The organism is Enterococcus sp. DIV1089c (assembly GCF_050530965.1).
Taxonomy (GTDB): Bacteria; Bacillota; Bacilli; order Lactobacillales; family Enterococcaceae; genus Enterococcus_B; species Enterococcus_B hirae.
The window spans coordinates 1,561,339-1,579,863 of the sequence record NZ_CP172888.1 but is presented as its reverse complement, the minus strand read 5'-3'; the positions used below and the strand labels follow the sequence as shown (position 1 = coordinate 1,579,863).

The window sequence follows — 18,525 nt, the reverse complement described above, 5'->3', positions numbered from 1 at the left end:
TTGGAGCCGATTGATTTTCCTGATAAATACGAAAATCTTATGCGTCTAGCGCAACAAGCATTAGCTGATCATCAATATTTACAAGCAAAGACATTTTTACAACGAGCATTGGAGCTTAAAGGAACATTTGAGGCGAATCGTCTACTTGTCCTTTGCTTAGTTGAGCTAGATGAAAAAAAAGAAGCGCTGAATCAGGCGTTTCCTTATGAAAATGACTACCTGACAGATGAAAAAGTGGCAGCTTTTTATTTTGATCTGCTGATCCAAACAAAAGATTATCTTTATGCTCGCAAGTTAATTGCCAGCTATGATTTTTCTGATTTATTTGAGCAACTCATGGTAGAGAAGATCCAACAAGCAGAAAATTTCACGAGTCAAAATGACCGTCAAAAAATACGTAAGATTCATCTTAGTGTTGAAAAAATGCCGACAATGCCACCTGCAGAACAACTTTTGGTTGTTTCTGAGATTGAAGAGTTGCCTTATCATGAATTGGTACAAACAATCAAAAAAATGATTATCTTACCAGAGATCCACTTATTAGTGCGAGCAAAAATGTTAGAGTCACTCGTGCAAGTGAAGAAACACCAGCCAGTTGTTTATTTAACGATGGATCAGACGTTTATAGAAGTCATACCTGCAACATTACCAAAACCAGAAAAGCAGAAGGCTTATGAACAGTTAATGCGATTAGCAGAAGCTTATGAAGATCAAGATGCCTATCTTAGTACAGTGCTAAAAGAAGAATTTATGATGCAATCCGCTCTTCTTTATCCTGTTTATGATACATATGTCGGTGATCCCAAAAAATGGTTTGCTGATACACTTAGCATGTATGATCCAAACTATAATAATAGACAAACAGAAGCAGAGGAAGCAGATTTCCTAGAAAAAAGGGGAAATATTTTAAGGGAAATGCTGCTCTTTCAAAGTGACCGTTGACACTTATCAGATAAAAAAGTCATGAAAAACGTGGATTCTAACCATTCAATATGTTTACAATTTGAAAGGGTTAGTGTACTATTTAAGGGTATGCATGAAACGTTTTTGATGTATAAAATGAATTTTCTAAACTCGGAGGGAACTAAATGACTGCAACATTTGAAAAAAAAGGCACAAACGATGGTGTTTTAAAATTTACGATTGCGCAAGATGAAATTCAAAAAGGATTGACAGCTGCGTTTAATAAAGTTAAAGGAAACTTGAACGTACCAGGGTTCCGTAAAGGGAAAGTTTCACGCCAAGTATTCAACCGTATGTACGGAGAAGAAGCTCTTTATGAAGACGCATTGAATGCTGTCTTACCTGAAAGCTATGAAGCAGCAGTTAAAGAAGCAGGTATCGAACCTGTATCACAACCTCAAATCGATGTTGAAAGCATGGAAAAAGGGCAAGATTGGGTGATTACTGCTGAAGTAACAGTTAAACCTGAAGTGAAATTAGGTCAATATAAAGATTTAGTTGTTGAAAAACAAGACCGTGAAGTTACTGAAGCGGATGTGGAAGAACGTATCAAACGTGAACAAGAAGCTCAAGCAGAATTAGTAATCAAAGAAGATGCTCCAGCAGAAAATGGCGATACTGTAGTGATTGACTTTGAAGGCTTTGTTGATGGCGAAGCATTCGATGGCGGAAAAGGTGAAAACTATTCACTAGAACTAGGCTCTGGTTCATTCATTCCTGGCTTTGAAGATCAATTGATCGGTAAAAAATCAGGTGAAAGCTTAGATGTAACAGTTACTTTCCCAGAAGACTATCAAGCAGAAGACCTTGCTGGTAAAGAAGCAGTGTTCAAAGTAACGGTTCATGAAGTAAAAGCTAAAGAAGTACCTGAATTAGATGACGAATTTGCAAAAGATGTAGATGATGAAGTTTCTACATTAGCAGAATTGAAAGAAAAATATCTAAAAGAATTGACAGAAGCAAAAGAAAAAGAAGCAGAAGACGCAAAAGATGAAGCTGCAATCCGCTTAGCTGTTGAAAATGCAGAAATCGTTGATCTACCACACGTGATGGTTCACGATGAAGTACACCGTTCAATGGATGAATTTTTGAACAACATGCAACGTCAAGGAATCTCTCCTGACATGTACTACCAATTAACTGGTTCTACAGAAGAAGACTTGCACAAACAATTTGAAGGCGAAGCAGAAGTACGCACAAAAACAAATCTTGTAATCGAAGCTATCGCTAAAGCAGAAGGACTAGCAGCAACAGAAGAAGAAATCAACGCTGAAATCCAAGAATTATCTGAGACATACAACATGCCAATCGAACAAATCAAACGAGTGTTAACAGAAGATATGTTGGAACATGATGTGACAATGAAAAAAGCAATCGATTTGATTACTGGAACTGCTACTGAAGCAAAATAATCATCTTTTATTGCATTTTATCAAAGAGGAAACTGAAAGGTTTCCTCTTTTTGCATATTTTCGATTTTTGGTTCTGGTTTAGTGCTTTTGCTTTTTTTTGAATTATGGTATGATAGTAAAAGACTGTAAAGTCTGTGATAGTTTCTTGCATTTATGATGCAAGTTAAGGGGTGAAGACCATGTATGATAATCCAAGTGGCAATGAGACCGTACGTTGTTCTTTTTGCGGGAAAACACAAGAAGAAGTAAAAAAAATCGTGGCTGGTCCAGGGGTCTACATCTGTAATGAATGTATTGACCTATGCAAAGAAATCATTGATGAAGAATTTTATGAAGAAGCGGTACGTGAATTCACAGAAGTACCAAAACCATTAGAAATTTTGGAAGTCTTAAATAATTATGTGATTGGTCAAGATCGTGCAAAACGTTCATTAGCTGTAGCAGTATACAATCACTATAAGCGTGTTAATCAACAATCCCAAGAAGATGCAGATGATGTTGAACTGCAAAAAAGTAATATCTGCCTGATCGGTCCTACTGGATCAGGGAAAACTTTCTTGGCACAAACATTAGCTAAAACGTTAAATGTACCTTTTGCGATCGCTGATGCAACCAGTTTAACTGAAGCTGGTTATGTTGGGGAAGACGTCGAAAACATCCTATTGAAATTATTGCAATCAGCTGATTACAATGTGGAACGAGCTGAAAAAGGGATCATCTACATTGACGAAATCGATAAAATTGCTCGTAAAAGCGAGAATGTTTCAATTACTCGAGATGTTTCAGGTGAAGGTGTCCAACAAGCCTTATTGAAGATTTTGGAAGGAACAGTTGCCAGCGTTCCCCCTCAAGGCGGTCGGAAACATCCTCATCAAGAATTTATCCAAATCGATACAACAAATGTTTTGTTTATCGTAGGTGGTGCGTTTGATGGGATTGAAACAATTGTTAAAAATCGTCTAGGAGAAAAGACAATCGGTTTCGGGACTAAAAATCAAAAATTAGCAGATGGCGAAAGTGTCATGCAAGAAATCATTCCAGAAGATCTATTGAAATTTGGTTTGATTCCTGAATTTATTGGTCGTTTACCAGTAATGGCAGCACTTGAAAAATTAACGACAGAAGATCTTGTGCGTATCTTGACAGAGCCAAAGAATGCTTTGGTCAAACAATACCAAAAATTACTTGCTTTGGATAATACGGAATTAGAATTTGAACCAGAGGCATTAACAGCAATCGCTGAAAAAGCAATTGCCCGAAATACTGGGGCACGTGGACTACGTTCGATCATCGAAGAAATCATGATGGATATTATGTTTGACATCCCATCTAATGAGAATATCGAAAAAGTGATCATTACGAAAGAAGCTGCTGAATTAACAGGAGAACCGACTGTCGTTTATAAAGATTCTGAGAAAAAAGCGGGATAAAAGCAGATAGAAGTTGGAGTGCTGTCGTGAAAGTTAGTTATTGCTTTTGCGGCAGCTTTGTCTTTTTATCGAAACTATTGATTAATGATTAAGGCATTCTATTGACAGCAGGCGATTCAACGTTGTGATTACTCAAAATTGGCAAATAGGGAAGATGGCTTTCGTTTATGTAAAAACGTACTTTCCGCAATCAACTGCAGTTTTTCGATCGTTGAATCTTAGAATGAAATCAAAAAAACTCAAAACATGAGAAGCTGTTTCGAGATTTTTTTCTTTAAGGAACGAATCAATTCATGCTTCTCGCAACCTGTTACACGGCGTTTAAGAAGCGACTCTTCGTTTATCAGAGATTGTTTAATAAAGTGATATTAAACAATCTTCTCTCATCTTGATAGAGTTCCTTTCTTCTTCAACGACCTTTTTTAGGAGAGATTTTATGAAAGTACATCAAGCAGAAATAGTGATTAGTGCAGTTGCACCAAAACAATACCCAGAATCTGATTTACCTGAAATTGCTTTGGCAGGGCGTTCAAATGTCGGGAAGTCTTCTTTTATCAATACGTTGATTGACCGAAAGAATTTAGCTCGCACTTCGGGAAAACCAGGTAAGACCCAAACATTGAATTTTTATTTGATTGAAAATGCGTTACACTTTGTCGATGTCCCTGGTTATGGTTATGCCAAAGTATCAAAGACTGAACGTGCAAAATGGGGTAAAATGATCGAAACATATATTACGACCAGAGAGCAGTTGCGAGCAGTCGTTTCTTTAGTCGATTTACGTCACAAACCTTCCCAAGAGGATATCCAGATGTATGAATTTTTGAAATATTACGATATTCCAGTGATTGTCGTAGCGACTAAAGCGGATAAGATACCACGAGGAAAATGGAACAAGCATGAAAGTGAAATCAAAAAAGCGTTGGATTTTGATAATAATGATCAGTTTATTTTATTTTCTTCTGTCACAAAGCAAGGAAAAGAAGAAGCTTGGCAGGCAATTGAAGAAGCAATTTCAGAATAAAAAACTAGTAGCAGACGAAGGACTCAAAGAGGAGAACATTCGCTTGCTACTAGTTTTTTTCTATTTTTTTGTCTGTTCTTTTTTTTCGTCATTTTTTGGTTTCAAAAAGCGATCGATTTCTTCTTTTGAAGCAACTGTTTTTTCTGGATCAACAGCAAAGGATTCAAATAATTTATCAAGATTATCTGTACGTTCAAATTTAAGCCCCAAATTATTCACCTCTTTGATTATTTGTTTCTATTCTACCATGGATAGTTACTAAAATAATTGGAAGTCGTTAAATTTTAGTTTTTTCTTATGCTTGGTTATAATTTAATTATAAAATACTTTGAAAGGAGTGAGATTATAGTGGAAGAACAACAATTATTAATGACGATTCAATTAACCGATTTGAATCAAAGTCAAAGAGAAAATGAATTGGAAGATTGGTTCTTTTTTATTCGGATGATGTTTAGTCCCTCATTTTTTCAGACTTCTCGTCAGACAGCACGAATATTTGAATGGACAACCTTTAAAAAGGAAGCAATGCAGGAATCTCAGTTCGTATTTGGTTGGCTGACTGTAAAAAATGAAAGGAATGAGTGTCGTTTTCATTTTGATGGTCAACAATTGATCATTAAGAATATTTTGGAGAAGAATATTTTCTTACAACATGAATCGGTGATCAGAGATTATATCCAGCTTAAAATGGATAAAAATGGCGTATTTGCTTACTTACGTTCATACAATGAATTTAAGTATCATAATATTAAAGAAATTGAAGAACGGTTGAAGTTTGAAACGCAGGAAGCTATTGATAAGTTGCCAAAGATGAGAGAACGATCGGGAGCGGTTGTGATTGATTGTAATCAATTGCCTGGTTACGATCTATCTCATGAGGGATTATGCTTTACTTCTTGTTGGGAAATGTATTACAGCTCTTACTACTATCGCATCATTCCGAAACAAGTATTTTTAGATGTCCAACAAGTGGAATTTGTAAAAGAGAAACAAAATGGTGTGATCTGTATTCAATTATATCGTGACCCTTTCAAATGGGCCGAGGAAACGAATCGACATTTTCAGACCTATTATCGCGACCAATTGGGATTTGATCATCTTTCTTGGGACAATGGTGTTGGGCTTTTGAAAGCCCCGTACATTGAGTATGCTTATACCGATCAAAGTATTCAATCTGTTCAATACCAAAATGAAAGAATGCAACCGACTCAGAAAAAGGATGCGACGTTCTTCGTTACTCGAAGTTATAATTTTGTCAATGATGAATACCACGAAAAGCGAGTAAGAGGGCGGTTGAATACACAAGCTTATTTTCCTTGGGTAGATGAGCAGCGGGCGCAGATGATGTTTTACAAAGTGATTGATCCCCGTATTTCTTTGGATGATGGGATTGAAGCTTATTGCTACTATATAAGAGAATACTTAGAGATCGCAGTTGACGATGAAAAATATCAAGAATATTTAGTTACTTTACGATTATACGTACCTACTGAAAATTTGACACAGCTCCCATTGAATGAAATTCGCGAAAAACTATCAGATATTCAGTTTAAGCGAATAAGAAAAAGACGAGGACGTTTAAGCTTTGACGTGAAAAAAGGTGTAAATCATCTTAGAGTAGAAATCTATGATTATCCAAAGTTAAACAAATTTGCGACATTACAAAAAATTTGAGGTGATCACATGGATAAACACTTATATTATCGGGTCATGTTACCTACAGCATTTGTAGCTTTTTTGATGTTCTTTCTTCCCAACATCCCTGTACGATCAATTTTGGGCTTTATCATTATGTTCATTGGATTAGGAAGGTACTATTATTTAGTGCATAGAAAATAAAGCATATAAAAGGTTGTGGAAGAATCGTACAGCGAATACCGTTCGTACTTCTTTACAACCAATCAAGAGTCTGGACCAGTTGAAAGTTCAGACTCTTTTTTGAATGTTTTAGATTGTCTGTGAATGTTTTTGAATGATTTTTATTGATTAATAAAAAGAATTATGCTACTATATGACGTGAGGTGATCGTGGAAATGCTTACAGAAGAGCGCAGACAAAAAATACTACACTTGTTAGAACAAAATAAAATAGTGAAATCTCAAGATTTAGTAACACTTCTAAACGCTTCTGAATCAACGATTAGACGTGATTTGCAAGAGTTGGAGAATGATGGTCTGTTAGAAAGAATCCATGGTGGCGCGAAAAAAGGGCAACTTTTAGGGTTTGAACAGAATATGAGTGAAAAAACGCTCAAAAACGTTCAAGAAAAACAAACAATCGCTCGATTAGCAGCTCAATTAATCAATGACGATGACGTTATTTATTTAGATGCTGGGTCCACGACGTTAGAAATGATCCCATATTTGCAAGAGAAAAAGGTAACGGTAGTAACTAATTCAGTGAAACATGCAGCTAGTTTGGTTGATTTGCAACTTCCCACCATCATATTAGGTGGACAAGTTAAATTATCAACAAATGCTGTACTAGGAAATAGTACAATCAGCCAGTTAAAAAATTTCTATTTTAATAAAGTGTTTATGGGAATGAACGGTGTTGACTTGAACCGTGGATTTACAACGCCAGATCCGGAAGAAGCAGCCGTGAAACGTCTAGCAATGGCAAATGCGGAAGAAAGTTTCGTCCTGATTGATCATTCTAAGTTCAACAAGCTTAGTTTCACTTCTGTGGCACCTTTAGAAGCAGCCACGATCGTAACCGAACGTTGTCCATTGGAATTTGTTACCGATTATCGGGAACGGACAACTATCAAGGAGGCAGCTATACAATGATTTATACAGTAACATTAAATCCGTCGATTGACTTTATCGTACGTGTCGATGGGTTAAAAATCGGGGAATTGAATCGAATGAAAGAAGACTTTAAAGTTCCTGGCGGAAAAGGGATCAATGTTTCTCGAATTTTGAAAAGAATTGACTCTGATTCGACAGCTCTTGGTTTTTTAGGAGGCTTTACAGGAAACTTTATCGCAGAGTGGTTGGAAAAAGAAACAATCCAAACTTCTTTTACAACAGTTCAATCAGATACTCGGATCAATATCAAATTAAAATCTGATTCTGAAACGGAGATCAATGGTTTAGGCCCAACGATCTCAGATGAAGAAATCCAATCATTCAAGCAAGCGCTAAGTGTTGTGAACAAAGGGGACATCGTTGTCTTATCTGGTAGTACTCCTGCCAGCTTAAGAAAAGGGTTCTATCAAGAATTGATTGAGATCATTCGTGAAAAAGAAGCAGACTTTGTGATTGATACAACTGGGGATGATCTAAAAAATTCTCTTGCTAAAAGACCATTGTTGATCAAACCTAATAACCATGAATTAGCCGAATTATATCAGACACACTTTGATCGTGTGGAAGAGATTTTGCCATATGGTAAGAAACTATTGGCTGAAGGGGCACAAAATGTCTTGATATCAATGGCGGGAGATGGTGCCTTGTTATTTACTAATGAAGGTGCTTACCGATCAAACGTATTAGTTCGCCCGTTAAAAAACTCGGTTGGTGCAGGAGATTCAATGATTGCTGGATTTATTGGTGCTTATAGCAAAAATCAAGATCCAGTGGAAGCATTTAAATGGGGAGTCGCTTGTGGAAGTGCGACAGCATTTTCTGATGATTTAGCTTCTAGAGCATTGATTGATGAACTGTTACCAGAAGTTGAGATAACAAAAATAGATTCGTTTTCAGGAGGATTATCATGAATATCAAAGATTTAATGATCAAAGATGCAATGATCATGGACCTACAAGCAACTGATAAAAAAGGCGCAATTGATGAAATGGTCCAAAAAATGTTTGCTGCCGGAAGAATCTCAGATATTGAAACCTATAAAGAGGGGATTTTAGCACGAGAAGCGCAAACTTCTACCGGACTAGGTGACGGCATTGCGATGCCTCATGCAAAAAATGCAGCAGTAAAAGAAGCAACCGTACTATTTGCTAAAAGTAACAAAGGGGTCGATTATGAGGCATTAGATGGTCAGCCGACTTACCTATTCTTTATGATCGCAGCTCCAGAAGGCGCAAATGATACACACTTACAAGCGTTAGCTGCTTTATCCCGCCTTTTAGTGGATCCAGATTTTGTTGCAAAATTAAAAGAAGCAGATTCACCAGAAGCTGTACAAGAATTATTCCAAACAGCGGAAGATCAAAAAGCTGCGGAAGAAAAAGCAGAACAGGCAAAACAAGCTGAAGCTGCAACCGTTGATCCTAAGAGCAAGTTTGTTATTGCAGTAACCGCTTGTCCAACAGGAATCGCCCACACTTATATGGCGGAAGATGCTTTGAAGAAAAAAGCGAAAGAAATGGGCGTAGAGATCAAAGTTGAAACAAACGGATCAGAAGGCGTTAAAAACTTATTAACAGCTGAAGACATCGCTCGTGCGGATGGTGTAATCGTAGCTGCAGATAAAAAAGTTGCCATGGATCGTTTTGACGGGAAAGAACTTGTCAATCGTCCGGTTAGCGACGGGATTCGTAAGCCAGAAGAACTGATCAATCTTGCTTTAAGCGGTACTGCACCAGTTTATCATGGACAAGGGAAAGATACTGGTTCTGATGAAGGAAATGCAGAAGGAACCGTCGGTCAACGAATCTATAAAGATTTGATGAATGGTGTTTCTCATATGCTACCGTTTGTTATTGGCGGTGGGATTGCAATTGCTCTTTCTTTCATGGTAGACCAATTTATGGGTGTACCACAAGATCAGCTTGCAAACCTTGGGAATTATAATCAAATTGCCAGCTGGTTCAACCAAATCGGTCAAGCTGCTTTTGGTTTCATGTTACCAGTTCTTGCTGGATTTATTGCTTCAAGTATCGGGGATCGCCCTGGTTTGATTGTTGGTTTTGCTGCTGGTGCATTAGCTAATACTGGCGGTGCAGGCTTCTTAGGGGCTTTGATCGGCGGTTTCTTAGCTGGATATGTCATTGTGTTCTTGCGTAAACTCTTCAAGAAATTACCTAAATCATTAGACGGAATCAAAACGATTCTCTTTTATCCTGTGTTTGGGTTGTTGATTACCGGGTTCTTGATGTTGTTGGTTAATGTACCGATGAAAGCAATCAATGATGCATTAAACGGATTTTTAACAAGTATGAGCGGTTCAAACGCTGCGTTACTTGGTGCTTTACTTGCAGGAATGATGGCTGCTGACTTAGGTGGACCAATTAATAAAGCGGCTTATGTTTTCGGTACAGCTACGCTAGCAACAACTGTTGCGACTGGCGGTAGTGTCGTGATGGCTTCTGTTATGGCTGGTGGGATGGTTCCACCATTAGCAATTTTTGTTGCTACTCGTTTATTCAAAAATAAATTTAGTAAAACAGATCAAGATGCTGGTCTAACGAATATTGTGATGGGCTTGTCCTTTGTAACAGAAGGATCGATCCCATTTGCAGCAGCTGATCCGATCCGCGCCATTCCAAGTTTCATTATTGGCTCTGCTTTAACAGGTGGTTTAGTTGGTGCTTTCGGTATCAAATTACTTGCTCCTCATGGTGGGATTTTCGTTGTATTCTTGTTAAGTCATCCAGTCTTGTACTTAGCATTCATCGCTATTGGTGCAATCGTTTCTGGTGTGATTTATGGTTTACTAAGAAAATCACCAACAGTAACAACAGCATAATTTTCAATTTATAAATATGAGACCTTCTTACGGAATTTAACAATAATTTTCGTAAGAAGGTTTTTTTGTGAGATTAAATGCAAATTTTTTGAAAATTAAAAAATGGAAAGCGAAATTGATCAATAGATGCATAAATATAGGATTTGTGATTAGAAATTAGTTATTTATTGACGGATATAAATGTGTATAGTATCATTTTTTTGTAATCTAATGTTAATCAAAAGCGCTTTTATATAAAAAAAGAATGGTTATAGAGGAGGGGAATATGAAAAAAAGTACAAAATGGGTTGTTTTATCGCTCTTTATTCTTTGTGCTAGTATTGTCCCAGTCAATGACTTAGATGCACAAGAAAATTCTGAGAATAGTGTAAATCTCCATGACAATGTGCAAACGAGCACAAGTGATGAGTACTCCGTTTCCTTTGAGACAACTACGGAAGAATCCCATGAAGATGTCAATAATCAAGTCACCGAAGCATCAACAAGCAGCGAAGAAACAAAACAAGTGTTAGCAGAAAACGCTGAACTGTCCGACGAAATTGGTGCAATTAGTCCTTTGGTTGGAGAAGGAACATTAGAAAGTCCTTATACTGCAGCAACAGCAGATGAATTAATTAGGGTAATGAGTGAGATCAATAATGATTCAGGTTCGGGAACCTATTATGTTGCTTTGACAGCAGACATCGTGTATACAGATGCGGATGTTTTTGAGTTTTATAAAAATGTCGAGATCGATGGTCAAAATCATCATATGCTATATACCAACGCTTCCAACTCAACTGCTTCGAATACTGGCTATCGAGTGAAGATTAGTGGATTAAGAATCAAATTGAAAAACATGAATTTTGGAAGCGCGACACTAACTGATGAAAATGGCGTTATCTATGGCAACCAATCTTACTACGGGATCTTAGGGGCTGGAAGTTTATCTGTCCTCTCATTTGACGCGGTTTTTGAAAACGTCAATTATTATGGCAAGACCGGGGCGCAACCACTTCTAGCTTGGCATACAGAATCCACCTTCACCTTTGAGGGGAAAAATGAATTTGTCAGTGAAGCAGGAGCAAACAGCGAAGAGTTCATGGAAGGAAACAACATTACATTTGCGAAAGATTCGACGACGATTATCAACCACCAAACGAGTACGAATCTCGCTTTGTTTTATGGTTCAGCTTCTGGCAGATCGGGTGATCGGAAAATACGAGTCACTCTTGAAGAAAATGCGAATGTGCAATTGACATCAAGCAAAGATTATTTTTCTTATGATGGGACAGGATTAATTTTTACGATTGGTCAAAATGCTAAATTTTTGTATGAACAAACAGGTAACAAGCCAATGAATTTTACGAATGGTCAAGCAGCAGAAATCAATTTTGGCGCTAATTCACAAACTTCAATGATCAGCCAAGGCAGATTCAATTCAAATGGAAATGTTGTAATGAATGCGGATGAGCCCGATTTTGTTCGTTTTCAAAATACTTCTAATACCAACGGCTTGTTTGCTAGAAATATGACATTTAACCGGATCGATGGAGTAGCAGGAGAAATAGGAGGCTATCAATTTAGCTATTTAGCAACTGATCAAAGTTTACAAAAAAAGGAAGTAGTAGGAACTGGCACAGCTACATTAAATGACAGTTACTTTACAAATACAGCTCTAAAACAAGCAATCTATCAAAAAAAATCAATATTACCGATTGGAAAGCACAGCCGAGTGTAGCGGTCGGACAAAGTCAATTAGACACTACGATCAATGCTTATGAGCCAGCCAGTCGGATAGGAAAGGCAACGACGTTTAAATTAAGTACGAAACAACTTTGGAGTGAAACCGATTTAACGACTGAGGAAGCACAACAACAAGTTGAGCTTGCTGATGAAAATACAGATGGGATGATCGCAGTCGAAGAAACCGCGGGAATGACATGGACAAAAGAAAAACTACCAGCTGGAACTTATTTTGTCTATACAAAAATAGCTGGTGCCGTCAACGATGATCCCGAACTTCAAGCCTATTTAACTGAAAGCCTTTGGGTAGAACAACAGGTAGAAGTAGTCAAAAGTCCATTAAGTGTGGAAGTACCTTTAGAAATGATATTTGAATCGAAAACAGAAGGTGCATTCGACACGGCATCTTCGACCAAACCAATCATTAGTTCGAGTAACTATCCCATTGATTTTACGATTGGCACGGTTCAAGATCTTACAGCTGATTCATCAGTTGTGCTAGTCAATCAATTTTCTGGCGGAAATCATAACGAGTTGATTCTTAATCTTGTTGCCACTGATGGGACAACGATGGGACCGTTGGTTGTCGGGCAAAATAATGTGGACAGATTGGAAATTGCCCCTTTTTTAACAGAACCAATTGAACTTTATTTAGCTGGAGAATTTTCAGGAAACATTTTACAAAAATATTATCCTAGTTATGCCTTTACTTATCAACTATCAGCTAAAGAATAAAGGAGAAAAGCAATGGAAGAAACAAAACGGAAAAAACAAAAACAGGTACTACTCATTCTACTAGGATTATTGTTGTTGCTAAGTGGCTGGCTAGTGTACCGCTATTATCTTCAAGCAAAACCAGAGCCCGTTACTATTGTTAGTGGCGAATTTTTACCCGCTGGGAAAGATGCCCAAAAAATCTCTGACTCTGAAAAGAAAAAAATTGCGCAGGTTGCAGTAGATAAAAGCAAATTCAATTTAGTTATCTCACCTGAAGCGAAAATTGATCGACAAACAGGGAGCGGTGAATTGATGATAAAAAATCCCAGTGAAAATGGCTATCCGATCAATGTAGAAATTAGAGAAAAAAAGAACAATCAACTTGTTTATACTTCCGGTGCGATTCAGCCCGGGTATGAAATAAAAAATGTCACGTTGGAACAGGCATTAGAAAAGGGGGAGTATCCATCAGTTGCTTTATTTAGTTTGTATGACCCAGACACCAACGAAAAAAAAGGTCAAGTGGCTGCAGGAGTTACATTAACAGTTGAATAAAAAATAAAAGGGGTTTATTGATATGATGAAAAAAGTACTTGTAAGTATGTTGTTTAGTGGGAGTTTTGTTGGATTTGTTGCGCCCGCAATGGTTCAAGCGGAAGACGTGATTGGTGTTGACCAAGCCGATATTCAAATCAATGGTACGATTGGATTAGATAACACAGATCCAGAAGAAGCGATTGAGGAAAGTCATGACAATTGGATCAATGTGACATTAGATACAGCGACCATATTCTATAACGTAAGCGGGCGAAATGATATTGAATCTCCGACCTATAATATTGAAAATAAATCGGGACGTCCAGTTGATGTATCCATTGCAGATTTCGCGCAAACAAATGCCGAAAGTATCACAGAAATTTCTAGTCTAAATCTTGTTTCTCCAGCAGCAACGAACACTTCCTTGATCGCCGCAGGAACACTCACAGATTTTGCGACGACACCAGTCAAACTCTTTACGTTAGCAAACAATGAAGGAAAACTAACTGCAAATGGTACCGCAAATAATGCTTTTTCGACCACCTTCAACTATGCTGGAACAGTATCTTCTACCACAGCAACCAAGAGTACACCAACGTTCAATTTGACGTTGCAATTAGATGCTGTATCTTGGACAGCAGCGCCTTAAACTGATTAAAAAAGTTAGAAGGGATAATATGAAGGCAACACTTGACGTAAAAGGATCACTTGGAATTGATGCCGAACTGCCAAATGACCAGCAAGAAAGTGCAGGGGCTCAAAAACCAGGTTATGTGATTAAAACAGAAGTAAAAACGATGAGTACCTTCCCCAAAACAACGGACACAGACAGTTTAATGATTAGTTTCTTGGGAATATTCCTTGTAGGAGTAACAATTACAGTGAAGTATTTTTGGGGGAATAAAGAAAGAGAATAAAATGAAAAGTTTTTTTTAAGATAAAGATACTGGTTGTATTTCCCTATAAAATAAAAATTTGCTCTTACCACTAGCATACTGGCTAATCGTAAGAGCAAATTTTTATTGTCTAAAAGGCTTGTTTCGTCGTTAAAATCGAAGAGCGAGCAACAATCGTTTTCCGTACGCTTGAAAGATGACGTTCATCGGTTAAGATGACTAAAATGTCGCCAACATTCATGATTGTATCCCCATGAGTCAAAATCTCTTTATTTCCTCTAATAATGGAAACGAGTAACATATGTTTTGGCCAATTGAAATCTCTGACCATTTGTCCATCCAATGTACTTTCCGCAGTGATTGGAAAATCAAAGGTTGTTTTGCCGACTAATATTGGTTGTTTTTCTTGTTGAATCAATCGCTCGAGTAAAGATTCGTAAATCGGATTGCCTCCTAATAAATCATTGCTAACGTAAGCGAAGAGTGAAACGACACCTAAAGGCATCAAATGATTCAAAGAACCGACCATCTCCGTTACTAAGATAATTGCAGTCAACGGGGCTTTTCCGATTGCTGTAAAGTAACCTGCCATCGCAATCACGAGAAAGTCTTTGACATAAATCGGATTCATACCAACTAAGTTCACTAAAGCCCCTCCATAAAATGCTCCAATCAGCGAACCTAAAGTTAGGATTGGTAAAAAAATCCCGCCCGGTAAACTGGCGCCATATGAAACCATAGAAAAGAAAAACCGTAAGATAAACAGACCTGCAATCAATGTTAATGGGTAAAAGGCATGTCCTGAAGTGATGATGATCTGGTTTCCGCCCCCTAGGATTGTTGGCCAAAAATAGCCAATCGGCAAAACTAAAAGAAAAGGAACGATTCCGTGAAAGTGTGCAGGAATTGGCAGCTTTCGATAAAATTTTGGTAAGCTTAGCAAAACGATTTGATAAATATACCCTAGCACACCGAGAATAATACCTAGAATAATTAAAAAACCATAATATTTTAACGGTAAAGACGGAATTTTTCCTAGAGACAATACAGGTTTCAAACCGAAAAAATAAAGTGACACAAAATTAGCAGTGATCGCTGATGTAAAGGAGGTCAGCCAAACTAATGGAGAGAAAGAATGATGGATTTCTTCTAAAACAAATAATAACCCAGCAATCGGTGCATTAAATGCTGCTGCTAATCCCGCACTCGCTCCGCTAGAGATAAGAATTTTCTTTTCAGCTGAAGAGCTGTTTAATAATTGGCTTGTTCCTTCACCAACCACTGCGCCTAACTGGATTGATGGACCTTCTCGACCTAAGAATAAACCGGAACCAACCGATAACACGCCTCCAATAAATTTTTTCCATAGAACAGAAAACCATGAGACTGTTAATTCTCCTTGTAATTGTCCTTCAACTTGGGGAATGCCGCTTCCTTTAATATCGGGATCGCTTTTGATAAGAAATCCCACAAAAATAGCAATAATAATTGAAGCTGCTAAGATAAATGCTAAATATAAAGGTTCTTGTTGACTATGAAGGTAAACTTGTTCGGTTAATTTACCAAATTTCTCAATTGCCAAGCGAAAAATGCTAACGATACCGCCAGTGAGCAACCCAACTAAGACCCCTTTTAAAATATAATATAGTTGTGTTTTGTCGACATGTTTAAATAATGTTTTTGCTTTCATTGCTAATCCCTCGTTTCAATTTAATTTAGCGTGATTTTTTCTTTTTTACAAGAGGAAAAGAAAAGAAATTTTTTTTCATTGAAAATTCATCGCTTTGCAAACAAATTTTCATTTCGCTTGCAGTGATCAGATTGCGGTTATTACTACCCTATTCATAGATAATATATGCTTTAATGAAAGCTGGGGAAATGCTATAATTAAACGGATTGATAAAAGAAAGGATGTTGTAAATGTCATCCAAAAGTGAATTATTGAATGGGATGAATCCTCGACAAAAAGAAGCGGTTCTTCATACCGAGGGACCACTATTATTGATGGCCGGTGCAGGTAGTGGGAAAACGAGGGTCTTGACCCACCGAATTGCTTATTTGATTGAAGAAAAGGAAGTAAATCCGTGGAACATCCTAGCGATTACTTTTACCAATAAAGCCGCTAAAGAGATGAAGGAGCGGGTAAATGCCATTTTAGAATATGGTGGCGAAGATGTTTGGGTATCGACTTTCCATTCCATGTGTGTGCGTATCTTAAGAAGAGATGTCGATTTCATCGGTTACAACCGAAATTTTACCATTATCGATTCTTCTGAACAGTTGTCTTTAATGAAACGTATCTTAAAAGAATTGAATATTGATCCAAAAAAATATGATCCAAGAAGTATACTTGGATCGATTTCGCAAGCAAAAAACAACTTGCAAAACCCTCAGGAGTTTGCCAAGTTGCAGGGAAGTTACTATGAAGAAATTGCAGCTAAGTGTTATGTAGCTTATCAAAAAGAATTACAATATAACCAATGTATGGATTTTGATGACTTGATTATGAATACCATTCGGTTATTTGAAGAGCATCCTGATTCTTTGACTTATTATCAAAATAAATTCCATTACATCCATGTGGATGAATACCAAGACACGAACCATGCACAATATACTTTAGTTAATCTACTCGCCCAAAGATTCCAAAATTTATGTGTTGTGGGGGATGCTGATCAAAGTATTTACGGTTGGCGTGGCGCTGATATGCAAAATATTTTGGATTTTGAAAAAGATTATCCGAATGCCACAGTCATTTTATTAGAGCAAAACTACCGTTCGACTAAAACAATTTTAAGTGCTGCCAACCAAGTGATCGAAAATAATAGCAATCGAAAGCCGAAAAATCTTTGGACAGAAAACCGGGAAGGAAATAAAATCACTTACTACCGTGCAGATAACGAGCGAGATGAAACACGTTTCATTGTGGATCGTATGCAAGAGCAAATTCGTGAAAATCAACGGAATTATGGCGACTTTGCGATTTTGTATCGAACTAATGCTCAGTCTCGTGTGATGGAAGAAACCTTACTAAAAGCGAATATTCCTTATAAAATGGTGGGCGGACATAAGTTCTACGACCGTAAAGAAATTAAGGATATTTTAGCGTATTTAAATGTGATTGCGAATCCTCAAGACTCTATCAGTTTTGAACGGATCGTTAATTCGCCTAAACGCGGGATCGGACCTGGCTCAATCGAGAAATTAAGAAGTTTTGCGACGATCCACCAATGGCCACTCCTTGAAGCGGCGCAAAATGTTGATTTAACTAACATTGGTGGAAAAGCCGGTCAACAATTAGCAGTTTTTGGCTATATGATCAATGACGTCACACAAATGGTTCCCTATCTAACAGTGACCGAACTGACAAAAGAAATCTTAGAACGTAGTGGGTATCTAGAGGACTTAAAAATTCAAAATACTTTAGAATCACAAGCAAGAATCGAAAACTTGGAAGAATTTTTAACCGTTACTCAAGAATTTGATAAACAATTTGAAAAACAAAATGAAGAAAATGCGGATGCACCAGAAGAAAAATTAACTGTATTTTTAAATGACTTGGCCTTAGTTTCTGACATCGATAATTTAGAAGAAGAAACCACCCAAGTGACATTGATGACTTTGCATGCCGCAAAAGGTCTTGAATTTCCAGTCGTCTTTCTGATTGGTTTGGAAGAAGGGGTTTTCCCATTGTCACGAGCCTTGATGGAAGAAAGCGAATTGGAAGAAGAACGAAGACTTGCTTATGTCGGGATCACGAGAGCAGAAGAAGCACTCTACCTGACCAATGCTTTTTCCCGTACCTTATATGGCAGGACACAATATAATCGACCTTCTCGCTTTGTAGAAGAAATCGATCAAGAATTATTAGAAGTCCAAGGCATGCGGCCAACGCCAAAACAAACGAGTCCTTTTACGAGCAGAACAGCTAAACCAGCCTACAAACAACCAGTAACAACTGTTGTTTCTTCAAAAACAGCAACTGGTGGAGAAAGCAATAGCTGGAAAGCAGGCGATAAAGTCAATCATAAAAAATGGGGGATCGGAACAGTGGTAAGGGTAAATGGTACTGCCAAAGATTTAGAATTGGACGTGGCATTTCCTAGTCAAGGTGTGAAACGGTTGTTAGCAGCATTTGCGCCAATTGAAAAAGTTTAAACAGGGGGGATAAA

General features: G+C 37.5%; 16 protein-coding genes. 14 read left to right on the top strand and 2 right to left on the bottom strand.

Annotated features, from left to right (window positions below):
- The 4 genes from IGL30_RS07405 (at window position 1) to yihA (ending at window position 4,829) form a co-directional block, all read left to right on the top strand.
- Window positions 1–942: a hypothetical protein gene (locus tag IGL30_RS07405; protein WP_010718966.1), complete on the top strand. Its 942-nt coding sequence runs from the start codon at window positions 1–3 to the stop codon at window positions 940–942.
- Between the two features lie 146 nt (window positions 943–1,088).
- Window positions 1,089–2,375, top strand: a complete 1,287-nt coding sequence (gene tig, locus IGL30_RS07400) for a trigger factor (RefSeq protein WP_010718967.1) — start codon at window positions 1,089–1,091, stop codon at window positions 2,373–2,375.
- A gap of 179 nt (window positions 2,376–2,554) precedes the next feature.
- Complete coding sequence (gene clpX, locus IGL30_RS07395) at window positions 2,555–3,805, top strand: ATP-dependent Clp protease ATP-binding subunit ClpX (protein ID WP_010718968.1); 1,251 nt, start codon at window positions 2,555–2,557, stop codon at window positions 3,803–3,805.
- A 436-nt stretch (window positions 3,806–4,241) separates the two neighbouring features.
- Window positions 4,242–4,829, top strand: a complete 588-nt coding sequence (yihA, locus tag IGL30_RS07390) for a ribosome biogenesis GTP-binding protein YihA/YsxC (protein ID WP_010718969.1) — start codon at window positions 4,242–4,244, stop codon at window positions 4,827–4,829.
- 60 nt (window positions 4,830–4,889) lie between these two features.
- Here the strand turns inward: yihA and IGL30_RS07385 are convergent, their stop codons facing one another.
- Complete coding sequence (locus tag IGL30_RS07385) at window positions 4,890–5,039, bottom strand: SPJ_0845 family protein (RefSeq protein ID WP_010737727.1); 150 nt, start codon at window positions 5,037–5,039, stop codon at window positions 4,890–4,892.
- A 135-nt stretch (window positions 5,040–5,174) separates the two neighbouring features.
- Between IGL30_RS07385 and IGL30_RS07380 the strand changes: the two genes are divergently transcribed.
- The 9 genes from IGL30_RS07380 (at window position 5,175) to IGL30_RS07340 (ending at window position 14,374) form a co-directional block, all read left to right on the top strand.
- Window positions 5,175–6,503, top strand: coding sequence for a hypothetical protein (locus IGL30_RS07380; RefSeq protein ID WP_185068144.1), 1,329 nt, complete (start codon window positions 5,175–5,177; stop codon window positions 6,501–6,503).
- A 359-nt stretch (window positions 6,504–6,862) separates the two neighbouring features.
- A complete protein-coding gene (locus IGL30_RS07375) occupies window positions 6,863–7,618 on the top strand; it encodes a DeoR/GlpR family DNA-binding transcription regulator (RefSeq protein ID WP_010718973.1) in 756 nt (251 codons plus the stop codon).
- Window positions 7,615–8,550, top strand: coding sequence for a 1-phosphofructokinase (pfkB, locus tag IGL30_RS07370; protein WP_010718974.1), 936 nt, complete (start codon window positions 7,615–7,617; stop codon window positions 8,548–8,550). Before IGL30_RS07375 ends, pfkB begins: the two co-directional genes overlap by 4 nt.
- Window positions 8,547–10,478 (top strand): PTS fructose transporter subunit IIABC, encoded by a 1,932-nt coding sequence (locus IGL30_RS07365; RefSeq protein WP_010737724.1) that lies wholly within the window; start codon window positions 8,547–8,549, stop codon window positions 10,476–10,478. Before pfkB ends, IGL30_RS07365 begins: the two co-directional genes overlap by 4 nt.
- Before the next feature lie 265 nt (window positions 10,479–10,743).
- Window positions 10,744–12,198, top strand: coding sequence for a hypothetical protein (locus tag IGL30_RS07360; protein WP_430618130.1), 1,455 nt, complete (start codon window positions 10,744–10,746; stop codon window positions 12,196–12,198).
- Window positions 12,199–12,395: 197 nt separating this feature from the next.
- Complete coding sequence (locus IGL30_RS07355; protein ID WP_123874718.1) at window positions 12,396–12,938, top strand: hypothetical protein; 543 nt, start codon at window positions 12,396–12,398, stop codon at window positions 12,936–12,938.
- Between the two features lie 12 nt (window positions 12,939–12,950).
- The gene (locus tag IGL30_RS07350; protein ID WP_010718977.1) at window positions 12,951–13,475 is read left to right on the top strand and encodes a hypothetical protein; all 525 of its coding nucleotides are present in this window, start codon (window positions 12,951–12,953) and stop codon (window positions 13,473–13,475) included.
- Between the two features lie 22 nt (window positions 13,476–13,497).
- A complete protein-coding gene (locus tag IGL30_RS07345) occupies window positions 13,498–14,106 on the top strand; it encodes a hypothetical protein (protein WP_010718978.1) in 609 nt (202 codons plus the stop codon).
- Window positions 14,107–14,134: 28 nt separating this feature from the next.
- Complete coding sequence (locus tag IGL30_RS07340) at window positions 14,135–14,374, top strand: hypothetical protein (RefSeq protein WP_010718979.1); 240 nt, start codon at window positions 14,135–14,137, stop codon at window positions 14,372–14,374.
- 109 nt (window positions 14,375–14,483) lie between these two features.
- Here the strand turns inward: IGL30_RS07340 and IGL30_RS07335 are convergent, their stop codons facing one another.
- Window positions 14,484–16,043 (bottom strand): ClC family H(+)/Cl(-) exchange transporter, encoded by a 1,560-nt coding sequence (locus IGL30_RS07335; RefSeq protein WP_123874719.1) that lies wholly within the window; start codon window positions 16,041–16,043, stop codon window positions 14,484–14,486.
- A gap of 230 nt (window positions 16,044–16,273) precedes the next feature.
- Between IGL30_RS07335 and pcrA the strand changes: the two genes are divergently transcribed.
- Window positions 16,274–18,511, top strand: a complete 2,238-nt coding sequence (gene pcrA / locus IGL30_RS07330; RefSeq protein WP_123874720.1) for a DNA helicase PcrA — start codon at window positions 16,274–16,276, stop codon at window positions 18,509–18,511.
- Window positions 18,512–18,525: the final 14 nt, after the last annotated feature.